This is a genomic window from Variovorax sp. PCZ-1, assembly GCF_018413605.1.
Lineage (GTDB): Bacteria > Pseudomonadota > Gammaproteobacteria > Burkholderiales > Burkholderiaceae_C > JANMDU01.
Genome location: NZ_JAHCDN010000001.1, coordinates 1,277,578 through 1,302,547, shown reverse-complemented (window position 1 = coordinate 1,302,547; position 24,970 = coordinate 1,277,578). Strand labels below are relative to the sequence as shown.

22 protein-coding genes are annotated in these 24,970 nt (G+C 55.5%); 2 read left to right on the top strand and 20 right to left on the bottom strand.

The genetic code is table 11. The features are described from left to right. Window positions 1–177 precede the first annotated feature (177 nt). From KIH26_RS06320 to KIH26_RS06290, 7 genes are all read right to left on the bottom strand, one after another. Window positions 178–3,813 (bottom strand): hydantoinase B/oxoprolinase family protein, encoded by a 3,636-nt coding sequence (locus tag KIH26_RS06320; RefSeq protein WP_213443513.1) that lies wholly within the window; start codon window positions 3,811–3,813, stop codon window positions 178–180. A gap of 21 nt (window positions 3,814–3,834) precedes the next feature. Next, window positions 3,835–4,845 carry a TRAP transporter substrate-binding protein gene (locus KIH26_RS06315; RefSeq protein WP_213443511.1) on the bottom strand — a complete coding sequence of 337 codons (1,011 nt, stop codon included), beginning with the start codon at window positions 4,843–4,845 and terminating at the stop codon, window positions 3,835–3,837. Window positions 4,846–4,871: 26 nt separating this feature from the next. After that, window positions 4,872–6,182: a TRAP transporter large permease gene (locus KIH26_RS06310; protein ID WP_213443509.1), complete on the bottom strand. Its 1,311-nt coding sequence runs from the start codon at window positions 6,180–6,182 to the stop codon at window positions 4,872–4,874. Between the two features lie 24 nt (window positions 6,183–6,206). Further along, window positions 6,207–6,794, bottom strand: a complete 588-nt coding sequence (locus KIH26_RS06305) for a TRAP transporter small permease subunit (RefSeq protein ID WP_249660978.1) — start codon at window positions 6,792–6,794, stop codon at window positions 6,207–6,209. 9 nt (window positions 6,795–6,803) lie between these two features. Beyond that, window positions 6,804–7,769: a TRAP transporter substrate-binding protein gene (locus KIH26_RS06300; protein WP_213443507.1), complete on the bottom strand. Its 966-nt coding sequence runs from the start codon at window positions 7,767–7,769 to the stop codon at window positions 6,804–6,806. Between the two features lie 12 nt (window positions 7,770–7,781). Beyond that, complete coding sequence (locus KIH26_RS06295; RefSeq protein WP_213444719.1) at window positions 7,782–8,588, bottom strand: putative hydro-lyase; 807 nt, start codon at window positions 8,586–8,588, stop codon at window positions 7,782–7,784. 153 nt (window positions 8,589–8,741) lie between these two features. Beyond that, window positions 8,742–9,611 (bottom strand): LysR family transcriptional regulator, encoded by an 870-nt coding sequence (locus KIH26_RS06290; RefSeq protein ID WP_213443505.1) that lies wholly within the window; start codon window positions 9,609–9,611, stop codon window positions 8,742–8,744. A 110-nt stretch (window positions 9,612–9,721) separates the two neighbouring features. On the opposite strand from KIH26_RS06290, the gene KIH26_RS06285 reads away from it, so the two are divergent. Next, entirely contained in the window at window positions 9,722–10,690 is a 969-nt protein-coding gene (locus tag KIH26_RS06285; RefSeq protein WP_213443503.1) for a TRAP transporter substrate-binding protein, read from the top strand. Window positions 10,691–10,882: 192 nt separating this feature from the next. Next, the gene (locus tag KIH26_RS06280) at window positions 10,883–12,307 is read left to right on the top strand and encodes an 8-oxoguanine deaminase (RefSeq protein ID WP_213443501.1); all 1,425 of its coding nucleotides are present in this window, start codon (window positions 10,883–10,885) and stop codon (window positions 12,305–12,307) included. A gap of 478 nt (window positions 12,308–12,785) precedes the next feature. On the opposite strand, the gene KIH26_RS06275 is transcribed toward KIH26_RS06280, so the two are convergent. The 13 genes from KIH26_RS06275 to lepB form a co-directional block, all read right to left on the bottom strand. Then, window positions 12,786–13,973, bottom strand: coding sequence for a saccharopine dehydrogenase family protein (locus KIH26_RS06275; protein ID WP_213443499.1), 1,188 nt, complete (start codon window positions 13,971–13,973; stop codon window positions 12,786–12,788). Next, window positions 13,970–14,746 carry an aspartate/glutamate racemase family protein gene (locus tag KIH26_RS06270; protein ID WP_213443497.1) on the bottom strand — a complete coding sequence of 259 codons (777 nt, stop codon included), beginning with the start codon at window positions 14,744–14,746 and terminating at the stop codon, window positions 13,970–13,972. Before KIH26_RS06270 ends, KIH26_RS06275 begins: the two co-directional genes overlap by 4 nt. A gap of 2 nt (window positions 14,747–14,748) precedes the next feature. Next, window positions 14,749–15,816: a patatin-like phospholipase family protein gene (locus KIH26_RS06265; protein ID WP_213443495.1), complete on the bottom strand. Its 1,068-nt coding sequence runs from the start codon at window positions 15,814–15,816 to the stop codon at window positions 14,749–14,751. Window positions 15,817–15,927: 111 nt separating this feature from the next. Further along, window positions 15,928–16,872: a helix-turn-helix transcriptional regulator gene (locus KIH26_RS06260; protein ID WP_213443493.1), complete on the bottom strand. Its 945-nt coding sequence runs from the start codon at window positions 16,870–16,872 to the stop codon at window positions 15,928–15,930. 9 nt (window positions 16,873–16,881) lie between these two features. Then, window positions 16,882–19,119, bottom strand: coding sequence for a xanthine dehydrogenase family protein molybdopterin-binding subunit (locus KIH26_RS06255; RefSeq protein WP_213443491.1), 2,238 nt, complete (start codon window positions 19,117–19,119; stop codon window positions 16,882–16,884). Further along, a complete protein-coding gene (locus KIH26_RS06250; RefSeq protein WP_213443489.1) occupies window positions 19,116–19,592 on the bottom strand; it encodes a (2Fe-2S)-binding protein in 477 nt (158 codons plus the stop codon). Before KIH26_RS06250 ends, KIH26_RS06255 begins: the two co-directional genes overlap by 4 nt. 92 nt (window positions 19,593–19,684) lie before the next feature. Further along, entirely contained in the window at window positions 19,685–20,080 is a 396-nt protein-coding gene (gene acpS, locus KIH26_RS06245) for a holo-ACP synthase (protein ID WP_213443487.1), read from the bottom strand. Further along, window positions 20,077–20,832 (bottom strand): pyridoxine 5'-phosphate synthase, encoded by a 756-nt coding sequence (locus tag KIH26_RS06240; RefSeq protein WP_213443485.1) that lies wholly within the window; start codon window positions 20,830–20,832, stop codon window positions 20,077–20,079. The genes acpS and KIH26_RS06240 overlap by 4 nt, the downstream gene beginning before the upstream one ends. A gap of 74 nt (window positions 20,833–20,906) precedes the next feature. After that, window positions 20,907–21,665 carry a DNA repair protein RecO gene (gene recO / locus KIH26_RS06235; RefSeq protein WP_213443483.1) on the bottom strand — a complete coding sequence of 253 codons (759 nt, stop codon included), beginning with the start codon at window positions 21,663–21,665 and terminating at the stop codon, window positions 20,907–20,909. Next, complete coding sequence (gene era, locus KIH26_RS06230; protein WP_213443481.1) at window positions 21,662–22,789, bottom strand: GTPase Era; 1,128 nt, start codon at window positions 22,787–22,789, stop codon at window positions 21,662–21,664. Before era ends, recO begins: the two co-directional genes overlap by 4 nt. A 90-nt stretch (window positions 22,790–22,879) precedes the next feature. Continuing rightward, window positions 22,880–23,560 (bottom strand): ribonuclease III, encoded by a 681-nt coding sequence (gene rnc / locus KIH26_RS06225; protein ID WP_213443479.1) that lies wholly within the window; start codon window positions 23,558–23,560, stop codon window positions 22,880–22,882. Between the two features lie 42 nt (window positions 23,561–23,602). Continuing rightward, complete coding sequence (locus KIH26_RS06220; protein ID WP_213443477.1) at window positions 23,603–23,947, bottom strand: DUF4845 domain-containing protein; 345 nt, start codon at window positions 23,945–23,947, stop codon at window positions 23,603–23,605. 29 nt (window positions 23,948–23,976) lie between these two features. Next, window positions 23,977–24,966 carry a signal peptidase I gene (lepB, locus tag KIH26_RS06215; RefSeq protein ID WP_213444717.1) on the bottom strand — a complete coding sequence of 330 codons (990 nt, stop codon included), beginning with the start codon at window positions 24,964–24,966 and terminating at the stop codon, window positions 23,977–23,979. Window positions 24,967–24,970 lie beyond the last annotated feature (4 nt).

Sequence of the window (24,970 nt, the reverse complement as noted above, 5' to 3'; positions counted from 1 at the left end):
ACAGCACTGCCAAAAACAGGCGGGACGATTGCGCATTAGTCCCAAGGATTCACACTGCACTATTCAGCTAGCCAAAACAAAGAGCAGTGCGTTTGACCAGACTGTGACGGCACTATAAAAATAGTAGCACTACGCGCAGATTCTATGCCGGCGAAGTGCTATTTTCCGCCTTAAATACTAGGTTTGACCGAATCCACCACCACCCGGAGTGTGAATTTCGAATACGTCACCGGGTTGCATTGGCGCGCTGCCGATATGTCCAAGTTCTTCAATCTTGCCATCGCTTCGCACCACGCGATTGATGCCCGTAGCTCCAGCTTTGCCGCCATTCATACCAAACGCAGGATGCTCACGACCGTTACTCAGAATACTAGCTGTCATGGCATCGAGGAATTTAACGCGGCGGATGCCGCCATTGCCGCCTTGGAATTTTCCTTCTCCTCCCGAGCCGCTTCTGATTTCGTAGCTCTCTAGGCGCACGGGGAAGCGGAATTCTAGGACTTCGGGGTCTGTTAGGCGGGAGTTGGTCATGTGGGTTTGCACGACGCTGGTGCCGTTGAAGCCGCCGACTAGCTTGCCGCTGGCATCAAACACGCCACCTGCGCCGCTGCCGCCGGAGATGGTTTCGTAGTACTGGTGGCGCTCGTTGCCGAAGGTGAAATTGTTCATCGTGGGCTGGCTGCCGGCCATGAGGCCGAGAGCGCCGTAGAGTGCATTCGTGATGCAGGTGGAGGTTTCTACGTTGCCGGCCACCACGCTGGCGGGCGGGTTGGGGTTGAGCATGCAGCCTGCGGGAATTGTGACTTTCAAAGGCTTCAAGCAACCTGCGTTGAGCGGAATATCATCGTCCACCAAAGTGCGGAAGACGTAGAGCACAGCGGCCATACACACGGCTTTGGGGGCGTTGAAGTTGTTGGTTTGCTGCGCGGAAGTGCCGGTGAAATCAATTTCGGCACTGCGGTTTTTTCCATCCACACGAATGGCTACTTTGATTTGCGCGCCGTTATCTAGCGGCAGCGTAAACGAGCTGTCTTTCAGGCGAGATGAGAGTGTGACCAAGGCGCGCCGCACGGATTCCTCCGCGTTATCTTGCACATGCCCCATATAAGCCTGCACCACATCGAGGCCAAACTGCTCGACCATCTTACGCAGCTCTTGTACGCCTTTTTCGTTGGCGGCAATCTGCGCTTTCAGGTCAGCCATGTTTTGATAGGGATTGCGGCTGGGATATTCCCCGCTTTCCAGCAGCGCAATCATTTCCTTCTCGCGCAACACGCCCCGCTCAACGAGCAAGAAATTATTGATCTGCACGCCCTCTTCTTCGATGCGCGTGGAAAACGGTGGCATGGAGCCGGGCGTCGTGCCGCCAATATCGGCTTGGTGGCCGCGTGAACCAACGTAGAAGAGCGGAGATTTTGAATCACCTACATACACTGGCGTGATCACCGTCACATCGGGCAAATGCGTGCCGCCGTGATATGGATCGTTGAGCACATACACATTGCCCGGCTGCATCGTGGCGCGGTTTTCATTGACCACGGTTTTGATGCTCTCGCCCATCGAGCCCAAGTGAACGGGCATATGGGGTGCGTTGGCGATCAAATTGCCTTCTGCATCAAACAACGCGCAAGAGAAATCGAGGCGTTCTTTGATGTTGACCGAGTAAGCGGTGTTTTGCAGCTGCAAGCCCATTTGCTCGGCGATGTTCATGAAGAGGTTATTGAAGACTTCGAGCAATACAGGATCGACGGTTGTGCCTGCTGCGAATTTAATCGCACGCTGCGCACGGCGCTCAAGGACGAGATGATCTAAAGCGGTGAGATTGGCTTCCCAACCGGGCTCTACAATCGTCGTGGCATTTTTCTCAGCAATGATGGCGGGGCCGGGAATCACATCGCCTGCGCGGAGATCTTCGCGCACCACGAGCAAGGCTTCATGCCATTGGCCGCCAGAGAACATCTTGATTGTCTCGCGCGCGGGCACAGCGCGAGGCTCGTGCAGCGCATGGCGCTTTTCTGCGGGCGCATCGCCACTGATCACGGCCTCTACTGAGACGGCTTCCACGACAAAGGCTTTACCTTGCATGAGGAAAGCAAAGCGCTGCTTGTAGGCTTTCTCAAAAGCCGCTTCAATGCTTGCTAAATCTCCAAAGGGAACGACCAGGGCGGTATCTGTGCCTTGATACTTCACATGCACTCGGCGATGCACTTGCACTGCGCCCTGCCCCATCTCTTGGCTCTTGAGTTCTTTGCTGGCTGTTTGCGCAAGCGCATCTAACTTAGCTGACACCTCTGCCAGCGCATCATTGGCAAGCAGAAGCTCTACAGCCTGCTCACGGATCACGCTCTGATCAGCCAAACCCATGCCATAAGCAGAAAGCACGCCCGCATACGGATGAACGAACACACACGTCATGCCCAGAGCATCAGCCACAAGGCAAGCATGCTGCCCACCCGCGCCTCCAAAGCATTGCAGGGTGTAGCGCGTCACGTCATAACCGCGCGCGACAGAAATCTTCTTGATCGCATTGGCCATTTGCTGCACAGCGATATTGATAAAGCCTTCGGCCACCACCTCAGGCTGCCGCCCGGTCTTCACAGAAATTTCATTAAATTTTTCTAAGGCCGCTTCATAGCTCAACGCCTCATTCGCCGCAGCGCCAAACACTTTCGGAAAATGGCGCGGCTGAATCTTGCCCACCATCACGTTCGCATCCGTCACGGCCAAAGGCCCGCCACGGCGATAGCTCGCAGGGCCAGGATTCGCGCCCGCGCTCTCGGGGCCCACGCGAAAGCGCGAGCCATCGAATTCCAAAATCGAGCCACCACCTGCTGCCACAGTATGGATGCTCATCATCGGCGCACGCATACGCACGCCCGCCACTCGCGTTTCAAACTCACGCTCGAATTCGCCCGCGAAATGGCTCACATCGGTCGATGTGCCACCCATGTCGAAGCCGATCACTTTGTCGAAGTCTGCAATCTTCGCAGTCCGTGCCATGCCGACGATGCCGCCAGCGGGGCCGGAAAGAATCGCATCCTTGCCTTGGAAAGCGCGTGCATCCGTGAGCCCGCCCGAGGACTGCATGAAAAACAACTTCACGCCAGGCAGCTCGCTCGCAACTTGGCTCACGTATCGGCTCAAGATCGGCGAAAGATAAGCATCAACGACAGTCGTATCCCCACGGCTCACAAACTTCATCATTGGCGAAGTTTTGTGGCTCACACTGATCTGGGTAAAGCCGACTTCTTTAGCAATCCTCTCTGCTGCCAGCTCATGCGCTGTATAGCGGTAGCCGTGCATAAATACAATAGAAACCGAGCGTAGCCCAGAAGAATACTGCGCAAGCAGCTCCTTTTTTAATAGCGACTCATCGAGTGGCGTAACGATACTGCCATCTGCACCCACACGCTCTTGCGCCTCGATCACCGAGCTATACAGCAGCTCAGGCAAGATGATGTTGCGATCAAATAAGCGTGGGCGATTCTGATACGCGATACGCAGCGCATCTCGAAAGCCAAGCGTCGTCACCAGCAGCGTCGGCTCGCCTTTGCGCTCCAGCAGCGCATTCGTGGCTACAGTCGTACCCATCTTCACGCATTCGACCAACTCAGAGCGCACCAGCTCGCCGGGCTTCAAGCCCAGCAGATGCCGAATCCCTGCCACCGCAGCATCTTTGTATTGCTCCGGGTTTTCAGAAAGCAGCTTGTGCGTCACCAGCGAGCCATCAGGCCGCTTGCCCACGATATCGGTGAATGTGCCGCCACGGTCGATCCAGAATTGCCAGCGGGAAGGAGTTGTTTGTGAATTCATGTTGTCAATAAAGAGAAGAGTTTATTTTGACGGGCTTTGAGCAGTTTGTGCACCGGAAATACCATCGAAGTAATAGGGTGTGAAGATCGCCGTGGCATCTTGGCCAACGCTGGTCACCCATTCGCGGGAAAATTTTTCGCCCAAGCGCTTGAGCGCCACATCGATTTCTCGCGGAATGCGCTCAATTTTTACGCCATTGGCGCGCAGCTCCTCAGTGGAATCGGCAGCTGCCTTTTGACTCATTTGCCAGCCGCGTTGCTCGGCCTGCGCAGCAGCATCCATCACAGCTTTTTGGGCAGGTGCAGACAAAGCAGTGAAAGCCTTGGCATTCACATAAACGATGTTCTTCGGAAACCAAGCATTGATCTCGTAATAGTGCTTGATATCGCCCCAAACCTTGTTTTCAGCGCCTGTGACAGCGGAGGTAATCATGCTGTCAATCCGCCCTTCTTTGAGCGCCTTGCCCACTTCCACCATCGGCACATCTTGCCCTTTCGCGCCCAGCAGCTCTGCAATGCGCAGCGTGGTGGGGTTGTAGGTGCGCATGGTTGTGCCTTTGAAATCTTGCATGCTGAGAATAGGCTTTTTGCTGTGTAGGCCCTGTGGAGGCCAAGGCACGGCATAGAGCACTTTGAGGCCGCGCTGGGCGAAGGCTTTTTCCGTCAAAGGGCGCTGCGATTTCCACAGCCTCTGTGCATCGGCATAGGTACTCACCACAAACGGCACTGAATCTGCGCCACTGGTGGGAATATCCTTTGTGAGTCCGCTCATGATGGATTCACCGGCTTGAACTTTCCCAGCCTCCACGGATGCGCGAATCTCTGTCAGCTTGATCAACGCGTTATTCGGGTGCAATTCGATAGACAACTGACCTTGTGTTGCAGCTTTTACCTCATCCGCAAATTGGCTCAGGTTCTTCCCGTGAAAGCTTTCGGCTCGGTAGCCTGTCGCAAGCTTCCAAGTAGTCGATGCTGAATTTTGGGCAAAGCTAGCGCCTGCCGCCAGCAAGGCAGCCATTGCAAAGAGTTTCATGATGAATCCTTAGGTACGGTAGGGCTTCATTTAGCAGCCCCCATCAAGGTATCAGGCAGGATCGTAACGATCTGCGGAAACACGGTGATCAAAATAATGCAAATCACCATGCACACGAAGAAAGGGATCGCAGCTTTAGCAATCAAAGTGCTGTCTTTCCCAGTCATATTTTGCAAGACGAAAAGATTGAAACCAACGGGTGGCGTGACCTCGGCGATTTCCACCAACAAGATCACGAAGATGCCAAACCAGATCAAATCAAAGCCAGCTTTTTGCACCATGGGCATCACCACTGCGGCGGTGAGCACAATCATGCTGATGCCATCGAGCGCCGTTCCGAGTACGAGATACACGATGACCAAGCAACCAATCAGAGCATACGGCGAGAGCTGCATGGCATTCACCCACTCTGCCAACTCACGCGGAATGCCTGTGAAAGCCATGGTCTTGGTGAGGAAGGCTGCGCCTGCAAGAATGAACATGATCATGCAGCTTGTGCGCGCTGAGCCCATCAAGCCTTCGGTGAAATTCTTCCAAGTAAGCGAGCGACTTGCTATAGCCAAAATCAACGCACCCACTACGCCATAAGCTGCGCATTCCGTCGCTGTTGCCCAGCCCGCGATCAATGACCAGCAGATGAACACAATCAGCAGAGCGCAGGGGATCAGATTCTTAGACAAACGCAGCTTTTCCATGAAGCTCACTGGAGCCTCCGGCGCCGGCATCAAATGCTTGTTGCGGATGGACCACCATGCAATGTAACCAGAGAACAAGCCAATCAGAACTGCCGCAGGAAGAAAACCAGCCAAGAAGATACGGATGATGGAGGCTTCTGCGGCGACGGCATAGACCACCATAGTGATGGAAGGCGGAATCAAGATGCCCAATGTGCCCGCTGCGGCTAAAGAACCCAGCGTGATCGTTTCGTTGTAGCCGCGCTTTTTCAGTTCAGGCAGAGACACTTTGGCAATCGTTGCGCAAGTGGCTGCGGATGATCCAGAGACCGAGCCAAAAATGCCGCAGCCTAAAATCGTGGTGTGAAACAAGCGCCCAGGCACTTTGCCCAGCCATGGCGACAAGCCCGTGAACATCTCTTCACTCAACTTGGTGCGAAAGAGAATTTCGCCCATCCAAATGAACAGTGGCAAAGCCGCCAACTCCCAGCTCGCGTTGCTTTCCCAGAAGGCGGAAAACAGATTCAAGCCAGGCTGCGTGTTTGTAAAAAATGCTTGGCCGACCCAGCCGCAGATCGCCAGAGTCATCGCAATCCAGACGCCGCCCGAGAGCAGCATCAGCATCAAGATCAGCAGAAAAGCGCCAATTCCTAAGATATCCATGATGAGTTTTTCTAGTTTTAAGGTTTAGACATCAGAAGAGAAATCGCCTTTGGCATGCCGCTCTTGCGCCAGCCGTACAAAGGTGGGTACACCACCGCGAAGAACGATCAACAGCTCATCGAGCACAGCGACTAGAAGCAAGATCGAGCCAAAAGCAAAACTCATTTGCGGAATCCAGATGGGCAAAGGCAAAAGACCTTGCGCCAATTCGTTGAACTGCCAGCTTTGGTAAGTAAATCGGCAAGCCCAGAAAGCCAGATATGCCACGGCTGCTGTGGCCACGAACAAACTGAAGATTTCAAACTTACGGCGCGTAGCCTCACCCATCTTTTCAAGAAACAGGGTCACTCTCACAAAATCACCATGCTTGAAGGCATGCGCCATCGTGAAGAAAGCGGCAGCAGCACAAAGCCAAGCCACGATATCGTTCACTGCACCAGTAGCAATACCAATTTCGCGAGCCAGTGTTTGCCCGACCATCAAGATACAAATCAAAGCGATGCACACCGCCCCCAAGACTGCCGCACCGAGATAGATGCGTTCTAGCCAGCGTCTGAGAATTGAATCGTGAGAAGCTGTTTGCATGGAAGTAGCTTCAGGAGGGTGTGTCATCTGTTGGCCTTATTTTTTGTTGAAGGCGTCAATGATAGCCTTGCCATCATCGCCTGCCAGCTTGAGCCAATCGGCGGTCATTTGATCGCCAATAACTTTCAGCTCGCGCTTCAGGCCAGCGCTGGTGGTATCAATCTTCATGCCTTTGGCGGCCAGCTCTTTGAGGTATTCATCATCCTTTTTCTCGCTGATGGCCCAGCCGCGTTGCTCGGCTGCGCTGGCTTGTTGCAGCACGGCGTCTTGAGAAGCTTTGTCAAGCCCATCGAAAGCTTTTTGATTCACCACCACCGCGTTGCGAGGTAACCATGCATTCACGTCATAAAAGAATTTCACAGATTCGTACAGCTTGCTGTCCACACCGCTGGCGCTGGATGTGAGGAAGTTATCTACGCCGCCGGTAGCGAGCGCTGCTGGCAGCTCGGCGAGTTGAATCGTCACAGGTTGCGCGCCTGCTGCAGTGGCAATGAACGAGGTGGCAGGGTTGTAGGCGCGCATCTTGGTGCCTTTCAAATCCGCCATCGAAGCGATAGCCTTTTTGGAATACAAGCCCTGCGGTGGCCATGGCACGGTGTAGAGCAACTTCATGCCTTGGGCAGCTAGCGTTTTGGTGAGCACAGCGCGTGAAGCGGTATCAAGTTTTTTGGATTCTGCATAGCTGGTGGCCAAGAAGGGAATCGAATCCACACCGAAGATCGGCGATTCGTTGGATGCACCCGACAGAATGAATTCACCAATTGGCGTTTGCGCAGATTGCACAGCGCGCTTGATTTCATTCGCTTTGAAGAGCGATGCACCGGGATGCACGGTAATTTTGAGTTTGCCGGCAGTGGCTTTGTCCACGCCTTCAGCGAATTGCACCAAGTTTTGCACTTGGAAGGTGTTTGCGCCGTAGCCAGAGGGAAGATCCCATTTGGTTTGTGCGAATGCCGAGCCTACAGCGAGTGTGGCGGCAAAAGATAAAAGCAGTTTTTTCATAGTTTCTCCAAATTAGAAGGTGGCAAGTTGGTGGTTGAGTAAATCAGTGATCAGCATCGCGCCGGGGGAATGTGTGATGCAAAAAGCGGGCTTAGCTTGGGTGATCGCGGCTTGGGGTGTGACACCGCATGCCCAAAACACGGGAATCTCATCAGCCGCCACTTTGACTGCATCGCCATAATCTGGCTTAGAAAGATCAGCAATCCCAATGAGAGATGGATCACCCATATATACAGGCGCGCCATGCACATTGGGAAAACGCGAGGTGATTTGAATCGCGCGGATCGCATCCTTGGCTTTGAATGGCCGCATCGTCACCACCAAGGGGCCATGAAATACACCTGCGGCCTCCGTGGAAATATTGGTGCGAAACATTGGCACATTCACGTTTTGCTCGATGTGTGCGATGCGCAAACCGGCATCCATCAGCGCTTGCTCGAAGGAGAAAGAGCAACCGATGATGAAGGTGACCAGATCTTTACGCCACAGGTGGCTGATATCGGTGGGCTCTTCGACCAAGGCACCATCGCGCCAAACCCGATAGCGAGGCACATCGGTGCAGATGTCAATGTCATTGCCCAGGGCTGGCAATTTCGCTTCGCCTGGCTCGCTCACAGCAAGTAAGGGGCAAGGCTTGGGATTGCGCTGGCAAAAGCGCAGAAAATCATTGGCCTGCGCCTCAGGCAAGATCACCACATTGCCTTGCACATGGCTATCGGCCAAGCCACTGGTGTGCCCTGTCCATTGGCCTTGGCGGATGGCGGCTCTTGCAGCTTGCGCTGATTGACCAGCAGGAAAATCCAAAGCGTTCACATCAATTCCACAGATAGATTCAACATGAATCGGATTGTGAACACGATGCCATCAAGAAGCAAACTCAAAATTTTTTGCTTATCTCATCAATTTTTTTGATAACTGCTCAGAAGAGCGATGCAGGTAAACCCTAGGAAATTCCGACGCTTTTCTTCCATCTCAAATGAAGGCGAGTGCAGATTTCAGCACCCCATCCACCAATCCCGTGGCTGGATCGCTGCGGTAGCTCGCGTGGATTGGCAGCGGAGGCAGTTGCGCATTGCACTTGAGCACACGCAGGCCCTGCACCTCCACAAAGCGCTCAGCAGCAGCCAGGGGTAGCGTAGCTACTCCAAAGCCACCTTGAACCAACTGCGCCATGGCAGAGATCGATGAAATCGTATGAACCTTCTTCTGCTCCACCTTAGCCATGCGCAGTGCATCCAGCAGCGCCACATGCGGCTGCGAGCCACGCTGAAAGGTGAGCAACTCGCCTTTGGCCAAATCAGAGAGCGTGTACGCACGCTTTCGGTGCTGCGCAGCTTGGCCAACAAAGCACATCGGCATCGCAGGCAGTGTCTTGGTACGCACGCCCTCCCCGCCCGCAGGCAAAGCTGCAAACACGATATCTTGCGCGCCGCGCTGCACCTGATCCATCAGCACCGGCGTGGTCTCCACAGTGAGCTCCAGCTCAAGAGCAGGCTGCTCGACACGCAATTGCTCAATCCACGGGATCAGCCATGAATGCAACACCGATTCAATCGCACCAATCCGAAGCGAAGCGGAGAGCGCCATGCCAGAGCCCATCTCCGCTTTCACCTCGCGCTGCAGCTCCAAGAGCTTTTGCGCATAAGACACAAACCGCCCGCCAGCTACCGTCAGGCGAAACTGCTTATCGCGGCGATCGAGCAGCAACACGCCCAATTCCTCCTCCAACGCCGCCACGCGCGCACTCATCGCCGATTGCGTGAGGAACAATTTCTCTGCCGCTCGCGACACAGATTTGAGCGTGGCCACCCAGTAAAAAGCTTCAACAAAGCGCAGATTCATACCCAAGCCCCCCGCATCGGGAATCTACGGGTACGCCAGAGTGGTGTGCGGCACATGATTTGCTATATCCTTGATTCTTTCATTCCTCTCATTCTTCCACAGGAGTTGCCATGTTTAAAAAGATTGCTTTGCTGGTGAGTTTGTCGGCGATGGCCGCAGGCAGCGCGCTCGCGCAAGTGAAGTGGGATTTGCCCTCTGCTTACCCAGCCACCAATTTTCATACCGAGAACTTGGTGCAGTTCGCCAAAGATGTGGACACAGCGACCTCTGGCAAGCTCAAGATCACGGTGCACCCAGGTGCGTCGCTGTTCAAAGCGCAAGAGATCAAACGGGCCGTACAAAGCAACCAAGCTCAGCTGGGCGAAGTATTGCTGGCAAACCTCGCTAACGAATGGCAAATCTATGGTGCAGACGGCCTGCCTTTCCTCGCCGACAGCTATGACGAAGCTGCCAAGCTCTGGAAAGTACAAAAGCCTATGATTGAGAAGAAACTGGGCGAGCAAGGTATGAGCGTGCTGTATTCGGTGCCATGGCCCCCACAAGGCTTGTACTCCAAAAAGCCGATCAACTCCGGCGCAGATTTGAAGGGTTACAAATGGCGCGCCTACAGCCCTGCCACCGCTCGTATGGCTGAATTGCTCGGCGCGCAACCCGTCACCGTGCAAGCCGCTGAAGTGAGCCAAGCCTTCGCCACCGGCGTGGCAGACAGCATGATGAGCTCTGGCTCCACCGGCTGGGATGCCAAGCTGCACGAGACTGTGAAGCAGTGGTATGACTTGCAAGCATGGTTGCCCAAGAATGCCGTGATCGTGAACAAAGCTGCTTTCGATGCATTGGACGCACCAACCAAAGCCGCTGTGCTCAAAGCCGCAGCTGATGCCGAAGTGCGTGGCTTCGCAGCTAGCAAGAAAGCCAATGGCGAGACGCTGGACAAACTCAAAGGCGGCGGCATGCAAATCTTGCAGCCCAGTGCGGCGCTCAAGGCTGACATGAAGAAAATTGGTGACACGATGATCAAAGAATGGCTGGAAAAAGCCGGCCCTGAAGGCAAACAAATGCTGGATGCTTTCCAGAAGTAAGACTTAATTCGCCCGGTGCATTGTTCGCAATGCATGCGTAGGAAGCCAACAACTTTGACCGAGATCAGCATGCTGGTCTCGGTCAATTTTTATGGTGCTGAGCAAACCTCTTCCATGAAGAAAAAATGATGAAAACAGCATTTTGCCGGCATATATACTGCGCGAAATGCTATCAAATAGATAGTAAATCATATGCGCACCTTACTCATCCAAAACGCCACTTGTATCGCTACGATGGACGATGCGGGCAGCGAGTTACGGGATACAAGTGTGCTGATTAGAGGCTATGCGATCGAGGCCATGGGCTCTGCGCAAGATTTGCTTCAGAGGGCTGGCGGCAAGGTGGACGAAGTGATTGATGCGCGTGGCCATCTCGTGATGCCCGGCATGATCAACACACATCACCACATGTACCAATCGCTCACACGGGCGATTCCAGCAGTACAAAATGCGGAGCTCTTCAGCTGGCTGCGCGGCCTGTATCCGATTTGGGCGAATCTCACCCCCGAGATGATCCAAGTCTCCACGCTAACCGCGATGGCCGAGCTCTTGCTCTCGGGCTGCACCACCTCCAGCGATCATCTCTACATTTATCCGAATGGAACAAAGCTAGACGACAGTATTGAAGCCGCCCAAGAGATCGGCATGCGCTTCACGGCCACGCGCGGCAGCATGAGCGTGGGGCAAAGCGCGGGGGGCTTGCCGCCAGATCGCGTCGTCGAAAAAGAAGACGCCATTCTCCAAGACACCCAGCGCCTGATTGAGCAATACCACGATGCTTCGCATGGCAGCATGCTCCACATCGCTGTTGCGCCCTGCTCCCCTTTTAGCGTGAGCCGTGATTTGATGCGCGAATCTGCTTTGCTCGCTCGCAAATATGGCGTGCGTCTGCATACTCACCTCGCAGAAAACGATCACGACATCGCCTACAGCCTAGAGAAATTCGGCTGCACCCCCGCGCAATACGCCCATGATCTCGGATGGACAGGCGCTGACGTGTGGCATGCCCACTGCGTGAAGCTCGATGACGAGGGCATCAGCCTCTTCGCCGCAACGCGCACAGGCATCGCGCACTGCCCTTGCAGCAATATGCGCCTGGCCAGCGGCATCGCTCCCGTTCGCAAGATGCTCGATGCAGGCGTTCCTATCGGCCTAGGTGTAGACGGCAGCGCCAGCAACGATGCCGCGCACATGGTCAATGAAGCCCGCCAAGCCATGCTGCTCGCCCGAGTAGGCCGCGCGATGCAGCCGCCTGAAGTGCGCAACGGAAAAACCTTCTTCGGCTGCGACCTCGGCCCCGCCGAGATGACCGCCCGTGATGCCTTAAAACTCGCCACGCGTGGCGGAGCGCAGGTGCTGGGCCGTCAAGATATTGGTCACATCGCGCCCGGGATGTGCGCTGATTTAGCTTTGTTTGATTTGCGAACACTCAGCTTCGCAGGTGGCGCGGTGCACGATCCCTTAGCAAGCCTCCTGCTCTGCGCCAGTCCACAAGCTGCATACACCATTGTCAATGGCCGTATCGTTGTGCGTCGAGGGCAATTGACGACTGTGGATTTACCTGTGCTGATCGAAAAGCACAATCGACTGGCTGTGCAATTAGCTGCATTGAGTTGAAGTTCATCTGCATGTTTCGTGCAGAGACCTTTGCTGAGCCCACCATCATCACGGCGCACCCACCTCCGTTCGTGTCCCCCGCCTGCGGCTCCTCCTCTTACCTCACTGCGGTGGATGCGCCGCGCTGATGGCTGCGAAAGGCTGGTTTTAAGTTCCTACTGAACGCCAACACGCTTGCAGGATCGCGCTACCTGTGCGTTTTGAGGGGAAGCTGTGAATAAGTCTTCGGGATGAAGCAGGCTTGATTTCGGGATGAGATGCTAGGCGAAAAACGTAGCTTTAGCGGTGCTAAAGCGAGGCTTTTCAACGACGCAGATCGCCCGAAAGCGAGTCTGCTTCGCCCGAGGACTTGTTCACAGCTTCCCCTTGGTAAAGGAGGAGGCGGCGAAACTAACTTGCCGGAGAGAAACTAAAACTCAACGCCGCCGGGGGACACGGAGCAAAACGCGCAGGTAGTGTGATCCCGCGCCCCACCTACTTACTCAATAGCAAACGTCAATCCAGCATTTGCCTGCAATCTTGTAATGATGTCTTTGCCCAATGCTGGCGCTGGCGTCCAAAGGCCACCAGAGGTTTCTTTGGATTGGGTCAGTAAACAAACAGCACACTCCGTAATCATCTTGCTGGTTGATCCATAGCCCGGATCTTTGTCGCCTTTGACGCTGACGCGTGCTTTGTTGCCTTGCGCGTCTTCAGCGAGGAAGAGCACATCGTAGAAGCCGGTTTCGCGCTCTTCTTTGCTCGGGCCTTCGCCGGGCTTAGGGCCACCTTCGCCGCCGAGGGATTTGTCGTTCGCCACATGATTCGCAATCGCTTGGCCTTTTTCGCCGCTGCCGGTGATCATCATTTCGTCGTACACGAAGTCTTGGCCGTAGGTGTGCGCCATCAGGAAGTTGGAACGGTGAATGTTGCGAGTGTTGATCGCTGCCATCACGAAAGGAGCAACCCACATGTCTGCACCCAAAGCCTCATCAATCATCGGCTTGCCACCACTAGGCTGCTTGGGGCCGGTGAAGCCGGGAGTGAGCGAGAAAGGGTTACGCAGCAAATCAAGCACCGTTGGGTCAGAGCCTGCAGCGGCCATCGTGGCTTTCAAGCTTGCCGCCGTTCCTCCGGAGAACGTGCCTTTCATCTTGCGCACGCGACCACGCACGCGGGAGGCGGCGTGGCCGAATTTGGTTTTGAATTCGCTTTGCAGCATGAAAACGCCCATGTCAAACGGCACGGAATCGAAGCCACAGGAGAAGACGATGCGCGCGCCGCTGGCCTTGGCCTGTGCTTCGTGGGCGTCGATCATCTTGCGCATCCATGCAGGCTCGCCACAGAGATCCACATAGTCCACGCCGCTGGCTGCGCAGGCTGCGACCATTTCATTGCCGTAGAGTTGATAAGGGCCGACGGTGGTGAGCACGAGGCGGGTGCGCGCCATGAGCGCTTGCAAGCTGGCAGTATTCGCAGTGTCTGTGACCACAAGGGGCGTGTCTTTCGGTGCACCGATTTCGTCGCGCACGGCGGCGAGCTTCTCCGCGCTCCTGCCACCCATCGCCCAACGAATACCTTCGGCATTACTGCCGTTCGGATAGCGCGCCATCATGTATTCGGCGACCAAGCGGCCTGTGAAGCCGGTCGCGCCGTGAATCACAATGTCAAATTCTTTGCTGCTCATGGGTTTTCTCCTGAAGTTGCTGTATTTTGAGCCTCAACGGCGGGAGCGGCTTTGGCCAGAGTCGCATCAATGACTTTACGCAGACGCGGATCGGTTTTAAGGCTAAAGATTGTCCAGCCCGTGGCCGCTTCGATCGCCGCTTGATAAGGCGGCAAATTGGTGCATTCGAGCACCAATGATTTCAGCTCGGGTGCGCGCGCTTTCAGCGCCAACGCAGCGGCCACGGCTTCCTCGGAAGCCTTCGCAAGGTCAAGTGTCGGCTGATTACCCAAAATCTTGGTGGCAAATTCGCCCTGCGGTGGCATGCCTTGAATGATCACATCCTTCAAGCGCTCTTTAGGTACGCCGGCTGCGCGCAGATGCTCGCTACCTAAACTGTTTGCGCTGATCGTGAGCACTCCCACTTTTTGCTCTTTCGCCAAGAGAGCGGGCAGTTGCAGCAAACTAGATGTCACCACAGGCAGCTTGGTGACGGATTGCAGTTCTTTTTGCAGCAACACGAGAAAGCCGCAGCTGGTGGTGATGGCTTGTACGCCTCGCAATTGCATGCTGCGCACGATACTTTGAAAACTGGGCAAGAGCCGCGCTTGCCGCAAACTGGCCGCAGAGGTAACAACTTTCGCAGGCCACACGCCCCTAACTTTATCGTGATGCACGCTCACACCGAAGGTCTCATCGTGCCCCACATCGCCCAGAGGCCGGGGAAACTGCGTATCCAGCATGATGATGCCGAGCACGGAGGGCGTTTGGCCGAGGATATGAATCCCGCTCATTTTTACAGTGCTCGCACGAGTGATAAATCTGGCTTCTCAAGCCATCGCGCAAATTCATCGGCTAACTGCTGTGCCATGCTCGTCGCCCCACGCCACTGCGCCACACGCGCCGCCAAATTCGTGCCGTGATGCGCAAAGTCTGTGCGATCTGGCAACTTGCTGCGTGGCAGCTTTTTGATCCACTCTTCGCTGGGTGCGAGCACGATCATGCGATCTAAGAATTTGCTGGAGCCATGCCGCCATTTGAGCGACTTATCCAACCAACCGGGTACGACCGCCTGCTGAAAATGCGGGTAAAGCACGATGCCGTCGTCCGTTTTGTAGTCGAGATGCAAGTGATAGTCGGTGATGCCGCCATCCCAGTACGCGCCGCGCGGCGCGCCTGGAATATCGTGTACGGCGCGCAGTACAAAAGGGATCGAACAGCTGGCCTGCAGCGCGGGATTGAAGTTGTTTTCTTTCAGCGCGATTTGACGAGTGCGGTAATCATTTGCATGAAATGGCAACTCATGATGGGTAGAAAACACGACCCGCTCCAGCCAAGCACCCATCGCTTTGCGCCGTGCCACATTGGTGAAAAACGCCCCCGCATAGCCCAGCGGCGCGCGCAGCTTGCCCTCTCGCCCCAAAATGTGCCGCCCGCGCGATGTCACGATGTGCAGCCGATAGCGCGGGTGCGAGAGCACCTCCTGCACCCGTCCACCATAAAACGCTTCCAGCGAAGCCCCGAAATCCGCGCTGATGCGCTCTGGCGTGGGGAATTTTTTGCCAGGCTCTAACGCGTAATCTTGGTGAATGTAGTCCTTCTCCAGGCGCTGAAAAGCGCTCACCGAGTCATGCAAACAAGCTGTCGCCATGCGCCAAGCACCGATACTCGCGCCCACCAGATCCACGGTTTGCTTGGATTGCGATAACCACGGCCCAAAAATGAATCGATCCAAGGGCCCCAGGATCAAGCCCTTAGGTCCTCCTGCTGCACCGGGAATGGTTCGCACATGCGAGGGCGAAAGACCTTGTTGCTGAAGATGTGCCAACGCCCCAGCGCCAGCGTAGATTCGAAGAGCTTGCATGCTGTGATTTTATAAGCGTTTTAGCCTTATCGCCGGCGTACTTATTGCGCAGAATGCTATTAATTTAATAGTGAATTTGCTTCTGTGTTGAGCCCGCAGTAGGCGAAGCCTTTACAACGCTGCAGCATATTCCCTGTAGCGCAGCGGGCTCATGCCCACGCGACGTTTGAAATCACGACAGAAATGCGCTTGATCGGTGTAACCGCAGGCAAAGCCGATTTCGGCCAATCCACCTTGATCATTAGAGAGCATCAGCGAAGCGCGCTCTGCTCGCGCGTTAGCAAGGATATCCACGTACCGGGTGCCTTCCGCCTTCAGTTTGCGCTGCAAAGAGCGTGTGCTGTGCCCCAGACTCTGTGCGATGCCATCCAGTGATGAACACTCGCCTAAAGTCCGTGATGTCAACTGCTGAATGTGTGCACTCAAAGGGGCGGATTCATCGGTATCGGTATATGTCAGTGTTGGGTTTGGGGAAAGCTCCTGGCTCGCAGCTGCCCAGTGCAGACGCCATTCGTGGGTTTGCGCTTTCACAAAAATCTCATGCAAAGCGGCCTGCTGCCTTGCTGAGTCTGGCCAGGGCCAAAGCTGGAGGCCGTTGACCATACTTGCCTTGATCTGCGCACAGCCTGTGCTTTGCAGCAAGGCAATCAACACCCCAAGCACCACCCAATCTTCAGCAGCGCTTGGGCATGTGCCTGCTTTGATCGAGTAATGGCGATGCTGAACCGCTTGTTGCGACAGCAGCGTTTGCTCAATGCGGTGCTTGGAATGCAAATAGCGCTCCAGCCGCAGCCAAGCTTGTAGGGCACGCAGGGGCTGGCCTTTATGAATGAGCATGGGCATCAGGCTGTCATGCTGCATATCGTGCAAGCCCTGCCCCAATTGCAGCAGCGCTTGAATCCCGCGTTGTTGCAGCACCTGCATCACGAGCTGCTGCTTGGTATCCAGAGGCACGGTGGCCTGCTCCAGCCATTGCTGCGCGGGGCTTTGCAAACCCATGCGTCGCATCCCCGCATGCAAGACGCGGAGCATGGCTGCACTGGCGAAATCACTCATGCCGTCGATTTAAGCAGAGATTTTGAAGGGCACACTTTGCGGCACAGGCAAACCAGCCTCCCGCAGCGCTCGCACCACGGCATTGGCAATCGCTCCCGCACCGGCCACCATCGCCGTCTCGCCTGCGCCTGTGGGCGAAGCGTTAGATTCAATCAATTCGATCTCCATCGGTGGTGTATCCGTCAGGCGAGGAATGCTGTAGCTGGAAAAATTCAAGGCTTCAGCTGTGCCGCGTGGTGCATTGAGTTGCTCGGTGAGCACCATGCCAATCGTCCACACCAGATTGCCTTGCACCTGCGCGAGAACGCCTTGCGCATCAATCATGCGGCCGCAATCATGGGTGCACCAGATTTTTCTCACACGAATGCTCCGCAGTTTGTTTCCGGCACCTAGCACCACCTCCACTTCAGCCACTGCTGCCGCGTAGGCCATGGCTTTGTAAGCACCGCAGGCCACGCCTTGGGTCACGATGCGCCTTGCTATATTTTCAGGAGCTGCTCGCGCAGATTCTATGACGGCGATTGGCTTGTTCTTCGATAAACGTACTGCTTTTTCTAAGCATTGAGCGATGCGCATTGCATCGCCTGCCGGATTGTCTGCTGCGCTGGCTTTCAAGTGCGCCAATCTGAAGTCCACGGGATCTTTTTTTGCAGCAAGAGCAGCTGCATCCATCGCCATTTCAATCGCGAGCACGTTAGGCCCCGCACCCAGGCCGCGCCATGGGCCTGTGAGCACTGGCAATCGTGTGAGTTGTATATCCAAGCGCTGGCGTTTGAAGCCATAAACAGGCGCTTGGCCACGCGCCGCACCATCATCGCCGATGAAGCTGTTGGTGATGCGCTGCATCCATGGCGGCGCAACGGCATTGGTGAACAGCACATGCGATGTGGAAAGGCTGTGCTGCCAATCGCTGATCATGCCTTGCGCATCCAAGCGCGCGCGAATGCGCTGCGAGGCAGGCTGGCGATGAAAGCCCGCTTGAAATTCATCAGCGCGAGACCATTGGACTTTCACCGCTTGGCCTACTGCTTTGGCAATCAGCGCGGCTTCACGCTCTACGCTAGCAATGGTTTTACCGCCAAAGCCACCGCCGATGCGCATAGCCTGCACTTCGACTTTTTCTGCCGCCACATTCAAATCACGGCGCACCACATCGCGCACATAAAACACATCTTGCGTTCCACACCACAGCTTCATGCCGCCGCCCTCTTGCGGCTGCGCCACAGCGCAGCGCGGCTCGATGAAGGCGTGACTTGCCAGCGGTACATCCAGTCGCATGTCTACCGCCCATGTGCCCTGCTCCACGCTGCCTTTGCTTTTGGTGAAGCTGCCCGAAGCTAAAGTCTTGTCTACATCCACGATTTTCATGGGATCAGCGGTAGCTGAAGCAGGCTCGATCCATTTGGCATCGGCTGCGCTGCGCATCAGCTCCACCGCGCTCATGCGCTTGGCCACCAGCGCAGGCCCGGCCAACGAGGGATGCTGCACTATTGTGTGAAAGCCCGGCACGGCGCGCACGGCGGCCTCATTCCAGCTTGCCAAGCTGCTCGGCGCAAGCTCACGGTCTGCCCAAGGCGAGCGCAGCACAATGGCATACAACATGCCGGGCAAGCGCACATCGCTCGCATACAGAGCTTGCCCGCGCGCGATGGCTTCAGTTTGTGCAAAAGGCTTGGAGCTTCTGGCTTGAGACAGCGGTGTTTTGAAAAACCGCAATTGCTCGACAGGCGTGTCTTTCGCTTCGATTGCAAGAGCAGGCAAGGCCAGCTCGCTCAAGCTCACACGCGCGCCAGCGCCATCTTGCACAGCATCATCTTGAATCTGTAGCTTATCCGCAGAAGCATTGGGCAAGCGCAAAGCAGCGCGGCGCATCAGCTCAACTCGCAGCGCATGGCAAGCCCGCGCGAGCGGCAGGCACAGCTCGCGCAAGCTATCGCTGCCCACTGTGGCTTTCACCAAGGCAATGTCTTTCGTGCTCGGCAATTGCACCTGAATATGAGCAGCATCCACACCCAGCTCCAGCGCGGCCACTTCGCGCAAGCTGCTCAAAATGTTTTGCCCCATCTCCATGCGCGGACTGAACAAACGCCATTGGCCAGAGGGCAAGAGCGTGATCCAGCCCATCGCAGCTTCTGCCGTTGGCGCGGGGCGCTTGGGGATCGCTGGGATGCTCGAGCAGCCCACAAGGAAGGTGGCCGTGATCCCAGAGGCGACAAGAAAGCCGCGGCGAGAAAGCTTGGCGCTCATACCTTCCCTCCTTGCGCGATTTCAGCGGCGCGATGCACCGCCGCTCGAATACGCGGATACGTACCACAGCGGCAGAGATTGCCACTCATCGCCTCATCAATTTGCGCATCAGTAGGTTTGGGCGTGGTGCGCAGCAAACTCGCTGCACTCATCATCTGCCCCGCTTGGCAATAGCCGCATTGCGCCACCTGCAATTCCTGCCAAGCCTGCTGCACCGGATGCCATTGCGGCGCGGTGGATAAGCCTTCAATCGTCGTGACTTGCTTGCCTTGCACAGCCGAGCAAGGCGTCACACACGAGCGCTGTGCCACGCCGTCCACATGCACCGTGCAAGCCCCGCAAGCCGCTTGGCCGCAGCCAAACTTCGTGCCGACCAGCCCCAAATCTTCCCGCAGCACCCAAAGCAAAGGCTCTTCGCCAGAGGCCTGCGGCACATTTACCGCCTGACCATTCACCTGCAATTGCACACTCATGACACGCTCCACAAGATTGACCGTAGCGCCAATGTAGAGGTTTTTACAGCAAGGGTATTGAATAATTGCGCCAAACTGGGCGCTCGCCGGACTTAGTTTGTACGTTCAACCACGCAAAACGATGCGGCATAATCCGATTCATCTGTCACCGTGATATACGCTTTGAGCTGCTTGGTCTCAAACCATTCTTTCAGGCCACCATGCAACACGATGCGCGGCTCACCTGAAGGTAGTTTGGCGATTTCACACAAGCGCCAGGTCATGGGCATGCGCATGCCTAGGCCAATCGCTTTGGAGAAGGCCTCCTTCGCAGAAAAGCGCGTCGCTAGATAGCGCACGCCGCGCTCTGGCCAGCGGGCACTGCGCTGCTTCCAAGTAATGATCTCCTGCTCGCACAAAATCTTTTGCGCAAAGCGCTCGCCATGCTTATCCAAGCTGGCTTTGATGCGGCGAATGTCGCAAATATCTGTGCCGATGCCGTAGATCACGCGTAGGCTTTCTCGATGCTCGCTTGGTAGGCCATGATTGCTTGCGTGTAACCCATTTCAAGCGCATCAGAGACAAAGGCGTGGCCAATAGAGACTTCTGCGATGAAGGGCATGGCGGCGATAAAGCGCGTGAGATTGGCTTGCGTCAAATCGTGGCCAGCATTCACACCTAAGCCTGCATCGCGTGCCGCCTCTGCTGTCGCTTTGAATTGCGCGAGCACCTTCACCTCAGTGGCTGTACCAAATGCACTCGCCCAAGTCTCGGTGTAAAGCTCCACGCGATCTGCGCCCACGGCTTTGCAAGCCGCCATCTGCTCGGGCACAGGATCCATAAACAAGCTCACACGCACACCCAGCGCATGACACTCATCGATCAAAGGCTTCAAGCGCGCTGCATCTTGCGGAAAACTCCAGCCGTGATCGGAGGTGCTCTGGCCTTCGCTATCCGGTACGAAGGTGGCTTGATGCGGCTTCACTGCACGGATGAAATCCATCAGGTTATGAAATGGATTGCCTTCAATGTTGTACTCTCGATTCGGCCACAAGCGCATCAGCTCAGCGATTTCAAACACATCACCTTTGCGAATATGCCGCTCATCGGGGCGTGGATGTACCGTGATACCTGCCGCACCTGCCTTCAAGCAGAGCTCAGCCGCTCGCGTGACGCTCGGGTAGCCCACATGGCGCGTGTTGCGCACGAGAGCGACTTTGTTCACATTGACGGAGAGCAGCGTATGACCTGAATTGTTCATGGATTTTAAGCCTTTTCAGCACTTTGGCGGCGTAAATACTGCGCAGAGTGCTACCATATTAATAGTACGTCAGTTCAAGCCAAAGCCTGCGCATCCATCATGAGCTGACGCGTGCGAAAGCCCCGACTGCCTGCGTGATAGTTTAGCAAGCTGCGCAGCAATTGCTTGAGTGAGGTTTTGTCCGTTGCGCCCATGGCGATCACTGCCTCGCGTGCAGGAAAAATTGCTGCTCGCTGATCCAGCGCCGTTTGCAAACTCTGCCAAGCCTTCGCACTTAGAGCCGCCTCATCACTTGAGCTACCCGAAGCCTCACGCAGCCCCACTTCAGGAATCAAGCTGTAAAGCACATCGTCCTGCAGCGCGCCCGAAGAAAAACTGTCTGCGTCCAATGCAGGCAGCAAACCAATCTCGCGCAGCAGCACCAACTCAAACGCTCTCAGAGAAGCATCCAGCAGCTTTGCATCGCGCAGCCACGCAGTCGCCTGCGCATAAGCATCAAACAGCAGCTCATGCGGATCATCCCGCGCCAGCAGTTTCATCATCAGCTCATTGAGGTAATAGCCCGAGAGCAGCGCATCGCCCGAAGGCATCGTCAAGCCGCCTTGCCACTCCGCCCCTTTGAGCGTATGCACCTCTGCATCCCCCGAATAACTGATCGAGAGCATCTGTAGCGGCAACAAAATCGCCCGAAACTGCGAGCTAGGCCGCTTCACCCCCTTCGCCACCATCGCCACGCGGCCATGATGCCGAGTCAGCACCTCCAAGATCAAGCTGCTCTCGCTCCAATCGTAGCGATGCAAGACGAAAGCAGGCTCGTGGAGGATGCGTTTCATTCGTAGCCGAAGCTCTTAACCCGCTCCGCGTTATCCGCCCAGCCACCTTGCACTTTGACCCAGAGTTGGAGGAAGACTTTGGCATCCATCAGGCGCTCGAGTTCTTGGCGGGCTTCGGTGCCCATGCGCTTTAAGCCTTCGCCGCCAGCGCCGATGACCATGGCTTTGTGGGAATCGCGCTCAACGATGATGGTTGCGGCGATTTTGACAAATCTTCCTGCAGTTTTACCCGGCTCTTCTTTGAATTGATCAATGATGACGGTGCTGGTGTAGGGCAGCTCATCGCCGGTGAAGCGAAAGAGCTTTTCGCGTACGACTTCACCAGCCATGAAGCGCTCGGATTTGTCGGTGATTTCGTCTTGGGTGTAAATCCACGGCTGCTCGGGGAGATATTTTTCGCAGATGACGAGCAGGCGCTCGATGTCTTTCTTCTGCTTGGCGCTCATGGGGATGATTTCGGCGAACTGGATGGTTTTTATCGCTTCGATCTCTGCTGCATCGCCTTCATCGCCTTCATCGGCTTCTCCAGCCTCAGCGCCCTCTTCTGCCTCCGCGCTTTCAGCTTCTTCGATCTTGATCGCACCCATGCCCTTGGCATGCACCTCTTGCAACCAAGGCGCAATATCGGCACGTCGGTTCACGGTATCGAGCTTGTTGGCCACCAAAACGACAGGCACGCCTTTGGCTTGCTTGCCCAAGAGCGAGAGCACTTTGGCATCTGCACCCGACAAGCGCCCCGCTTCCACGATGAGCAAAATCAAATCCACGCCGCTCACAGCGCCGGTGACGGTTTTATTCAGCGAGCGATTCAGCGCCGTGCCGTGGCGGGTTTGGAAGCCAGGCGTATCAGCAAACACGAATTGCGCTGCGCCTTGCGTGCGTATGCCCAAGATGCGATGGCGAGTGGTTTGCGCTTTGCGCGAGGTGATGCTGACTTTTTGGCCGACCAAGGCGTTGAGCAAGGTGCTTTTGCCGACGTTGGGTTTGCCAACGATGGCGATCATGCCGCAGCGCTGCGCGGCCTGCTCTTGCTCGGGCTGCGCTGCTTCGGAGCCGCCCGTCTTTTGGAAGAAAGCATCCAGCAACGGATCATTGGAGCTGGCTGGTTTGACTGGTTTGTTCATAATTTTGAGCTTTTTTGGCAAGTAGCCGGGATGGATACTACACCCAACGCTATTAAATCAGTAGCAAAGATCTTGCTTCGGTAGAGGGCTTCAAACAGCCAGCGCCAGCAGCTTGAGCATAGCCGCTGCGGCTTCTTGCTCTGCTGCACGGCGTGAGTTGCCAAAGCCGCGCGCTTCATGTTGCATCTCTTCGATCTTGCATTGCACTTCAAAGGTCTGCCGATGCGCCGCGCCGGTGATGCTCATCACGTTATAAGCAGGCAATTTCATTTTGCGCCCTTGCAGCCATTCTTGCAATTCTGTCTTGGCATCCTTGGCTGCGGCTGGCATGTCGGGATTGATTTCCACTTTGTCGAACAAGCGATGAACCAGGGCTGCGGCCTTATCAAATCCGGCATCCAGATACACAGCGCCAATAACAGCTTCCAAGGCATCCGCAAGAATTGATGGGCGCTTTGCGCCCCCTGAGCGTAACTCGCCCTCGCCCAAGCGGATCAAATTGCCCAAATGCAGCTCTTGTGCGATGGCATGCAGGGTGCCTTGCTTGACCAAATTGGCTCGTACCCGCGAGAGCTCGCCTTCATGCAAGCTACCTAAGGCTTGATAAAGCATCCCAGAGACAGCGAGATTGAGCACCGAATCACCCAAAAACTCCAAGCGCTCATTGTGATCCGCGCTGTAGCTGCGATGCGTGAGCGCCTGGGTGAGCAAAGCGGGTTTGGCAAAAGTGTGTTGCAGGCGCTTTTGCAAAGGCGCCAAGGCTTCAGACATGCGCCCTACCCCTGACAGCCAGAACCATCGAACGCATCTGAATCACTTGCTCTTGCCAGCGTATTTGAGGGTCAGATAAGCAGGGCCACCGAGATGGATTTCTTTTTGGTAGGCGAAACTGATGACGACTTTGTCGCCGTTTTTGCTGATCTCCAAATCTTTGCCGGCGATCGCTTTGAAATCGTCGATCTGCTGCGCCTTATCGAAGCTATTACGAATCTCCAAAACGCTACCACCTTGCGATGCGACTTTGTTAACTGCTTTCCCGATGGCCTGATATTCAATCAAGGTCGGCACAACCTGCGCGCCAATCACCCCGCAAAAAGCCAATACGCCGCCCACGAAGAGCAAGCCAATCAGAGAGATGCCACGTTGATGAGTTTTCATAGTTAACCTTGTTATAAATTCACGAAAGATCAGTGGAAAGAACCGATTCTGCGTAGATTACCAAAATTCATCCACACATAAAAGGCCTTGCCCACGATATTCTGCTCGGGCACGAAACCCCAGAAGCGGGAATCTTGGGAATTATCGCGATTGTCACCCATCATGAAGTAATGGCCTGCTGGCACTTTGCAGCTCACGCCTTCGATGCTGTAGTTGCAATTTTGGAAGTTGGGGAACTGCATCATCGGCGTGTTGCCCATCGAGCCGCCAGGATAAATCAGCAGCTTATGCGGCTTGGCTTGGCCTGGCAGTTGCTCCTCAAACTGCGGAATATAGGTGGTTTGCGTTTCGTCAAAGAATTCTGGCAAGGTCGTGCGCTTGACCAGCTCGCCATTGATGCGCAGCTCTTTGTTCAAGTAGCTGACCTGATCACCCGGAATACCCACCACGCGCTTGATGTAATCCACATTAGGATTCGGCGGATAGCGAAACACCATCACATCCCCGCGCTGGGGGTTGTTCATATCGATGATCTTCTTGTTGATCACTGGCAAACGCACGCCGTAGGTGAATTTGTTCACCAGGATCAGATCGCCGACCCACAGCGTCGGGATCATGGAGCCGGTCGGAATCTTGAAAGGCTCAAACAAGAACGAGCGTAGCAAAAACACGATGCAGATCACGGGAAACAGCCCCGCTGTCCAATCCAGCCACCAAGGTTGCTGCAGCACAGCATCTTTAGAAGCCGCCATCTCCTGCTGGTGTACTTCCGTCTTCGTGATACCCATTTTCGTGAGCTCTTCTTGGCGAGCCACAGCTTGGCTCTCAATCAGAGCGGCGGCTTGAGCGCGCCCCGGCAAAAAGATAAAGCGCTCCAGCAGCCAATACACACCCGTCACCACAGTGGCGATGAAGAGCAGCAACGAAAAATTGCCTTCCAAGGCATTGAAATACCAAGCAGCAGCGTAGGCCACAAAAGCTGCAAGCACCACCGTGGTGATACTTGGCATCAGTTTCAAAAGC

Bases quoted from the DNA above. Each gene is read 5' to 3' on its own strand.
- KIH26_RS06315 (WP_213443511.1), bottom strand. From the start codon at position 4,845: ATGAAACTCTTTGCAATGGCTGCCTTGCTGGCGGCAGGCGCTAGCTTT.
- recO (WP_213443483.1), bottom strand. From the start codon at position 21,665: ATGAAACGCATCCTCCACGAGCCTGCTTTCGTCTTGCATCGCTACGAT.
- rnc (WP_213443479.1), bottom strand. From the start codon at position 23,560: ATGTCTGAAGCCTTGGCGCCTTTGCAAAAGCGCCTGCAACACACTTTT.
- KIH26_RS06220 (WP_213443477.1), bottom strand. From the start codon at position 23,947: ATGAAAACTCATCAACGTGGCATCTCTCTGATTGGCTTGCTCTTCGTG.
- KIH26_RS06320 (WP_213443513.1), bottom strand. From the start codon at position 3,813: ATGAATTCACAAACAACTCCTTCCCGCTGGCAATTCTGGATCGACCGT.
- KIH26_RS06290 (WP_213443505.1), bottom strand. From the start codon at position 9,611: ATGAATCTGCGCTTTGTTGAAGCTTTTTACTGGGTGGCCACGCTCAAA.
- KIH26_RS06285 (WP_213443503.1), top strand. From the start codon at position 9,722: ATGTTTAAAAAGATTGCTTTGCTGGTGAGTTTGTCGGCGATGGCCGCA.
- KIH26_RS06240 (WP_213443485.1), bottom strand. From the start codon at position 20,832: ATGAACAATTCAGGTCATACGCTGCTCTCCGTCAATGTGAACAAAGTC.
- KIH26_RS06310 (WP_213443509.1), bottom strand. From the start codon at position 6,182: ATGGATATCTTAGGAATTGGCGCTTTTCTGCTGATCTTGATGCTGATG.
- era (WP_213443481.1), bottom strand. From the start codon at position 22,789: ATGAACAAACCAGTCAAACCAGCCAGCTCCAATGATCCGTTGCTGGAT.
- KIH26_RS06270 (WP_213443497.1), bottom strand. From the start codon at position 14,746: ATGAGCGGGATTCATATCCTCGGCCAAACGCCCTCCGTGCTCGGCATC.
- KIH26_RS06280 (WP_213443501.1), top strand. From the start codon at position 10,883: ATGCGCACCTTACTCATCCAAAACGCCACTTGTATCGCTACGATGGAC.
- KIH26_RS06305 (WP_249660978.1), bottom strand. From the start codon at position 6,794: ATGACACACCCTCCTGAAGCTACTTCCATGCAAACAGCTTCTCACGAT.
- KIH26_RS06250 (WP_213443489.1), bottom strand. From the start codon at position 19,592: ATGAGTGTGCAATTGCAGGTGAATGGTCAGGCGGTAAATGTGCCGCAG.
- KIH26_RS06260 (WP_213443493.1), bottom strand. From the start codon at position 16,872: ATGAGTGATTTCGCCAGTGCAGCCATGCTCCGCGTCTTGCATGCGGGG.
- KIH26_RS06265 (WP_213443495.1), bottom strand. From the start codon at position 15,816: ATGCAAGCTCTTCGAATCTACGCTGGCGCTGGGGCGTTGGCACATCTT.
- KIH26_RS06300 (WP_213443507.1), bottom strand. From the start codon at position 7,769: ATGAAAAAACTGCTTTTATCTTTTGCCGCCACACTCGCTGTAGGCTCG.
- KIH26_RS06275 (WP_213443499.1), bottom strand. From the start codon at position 13,973: ATGAGCAGCAAAGAATTTGACATTGTGATTCACGGCGCGACCGGCTTC.
- KIH26_RS06255 (WP_213443491.1), bottom strand. From the start codon at position 19,119: ATGAGCGCCAAGCTTTCTCGCCGCGGCTTTCTTGTCGCCTCTGGGATC.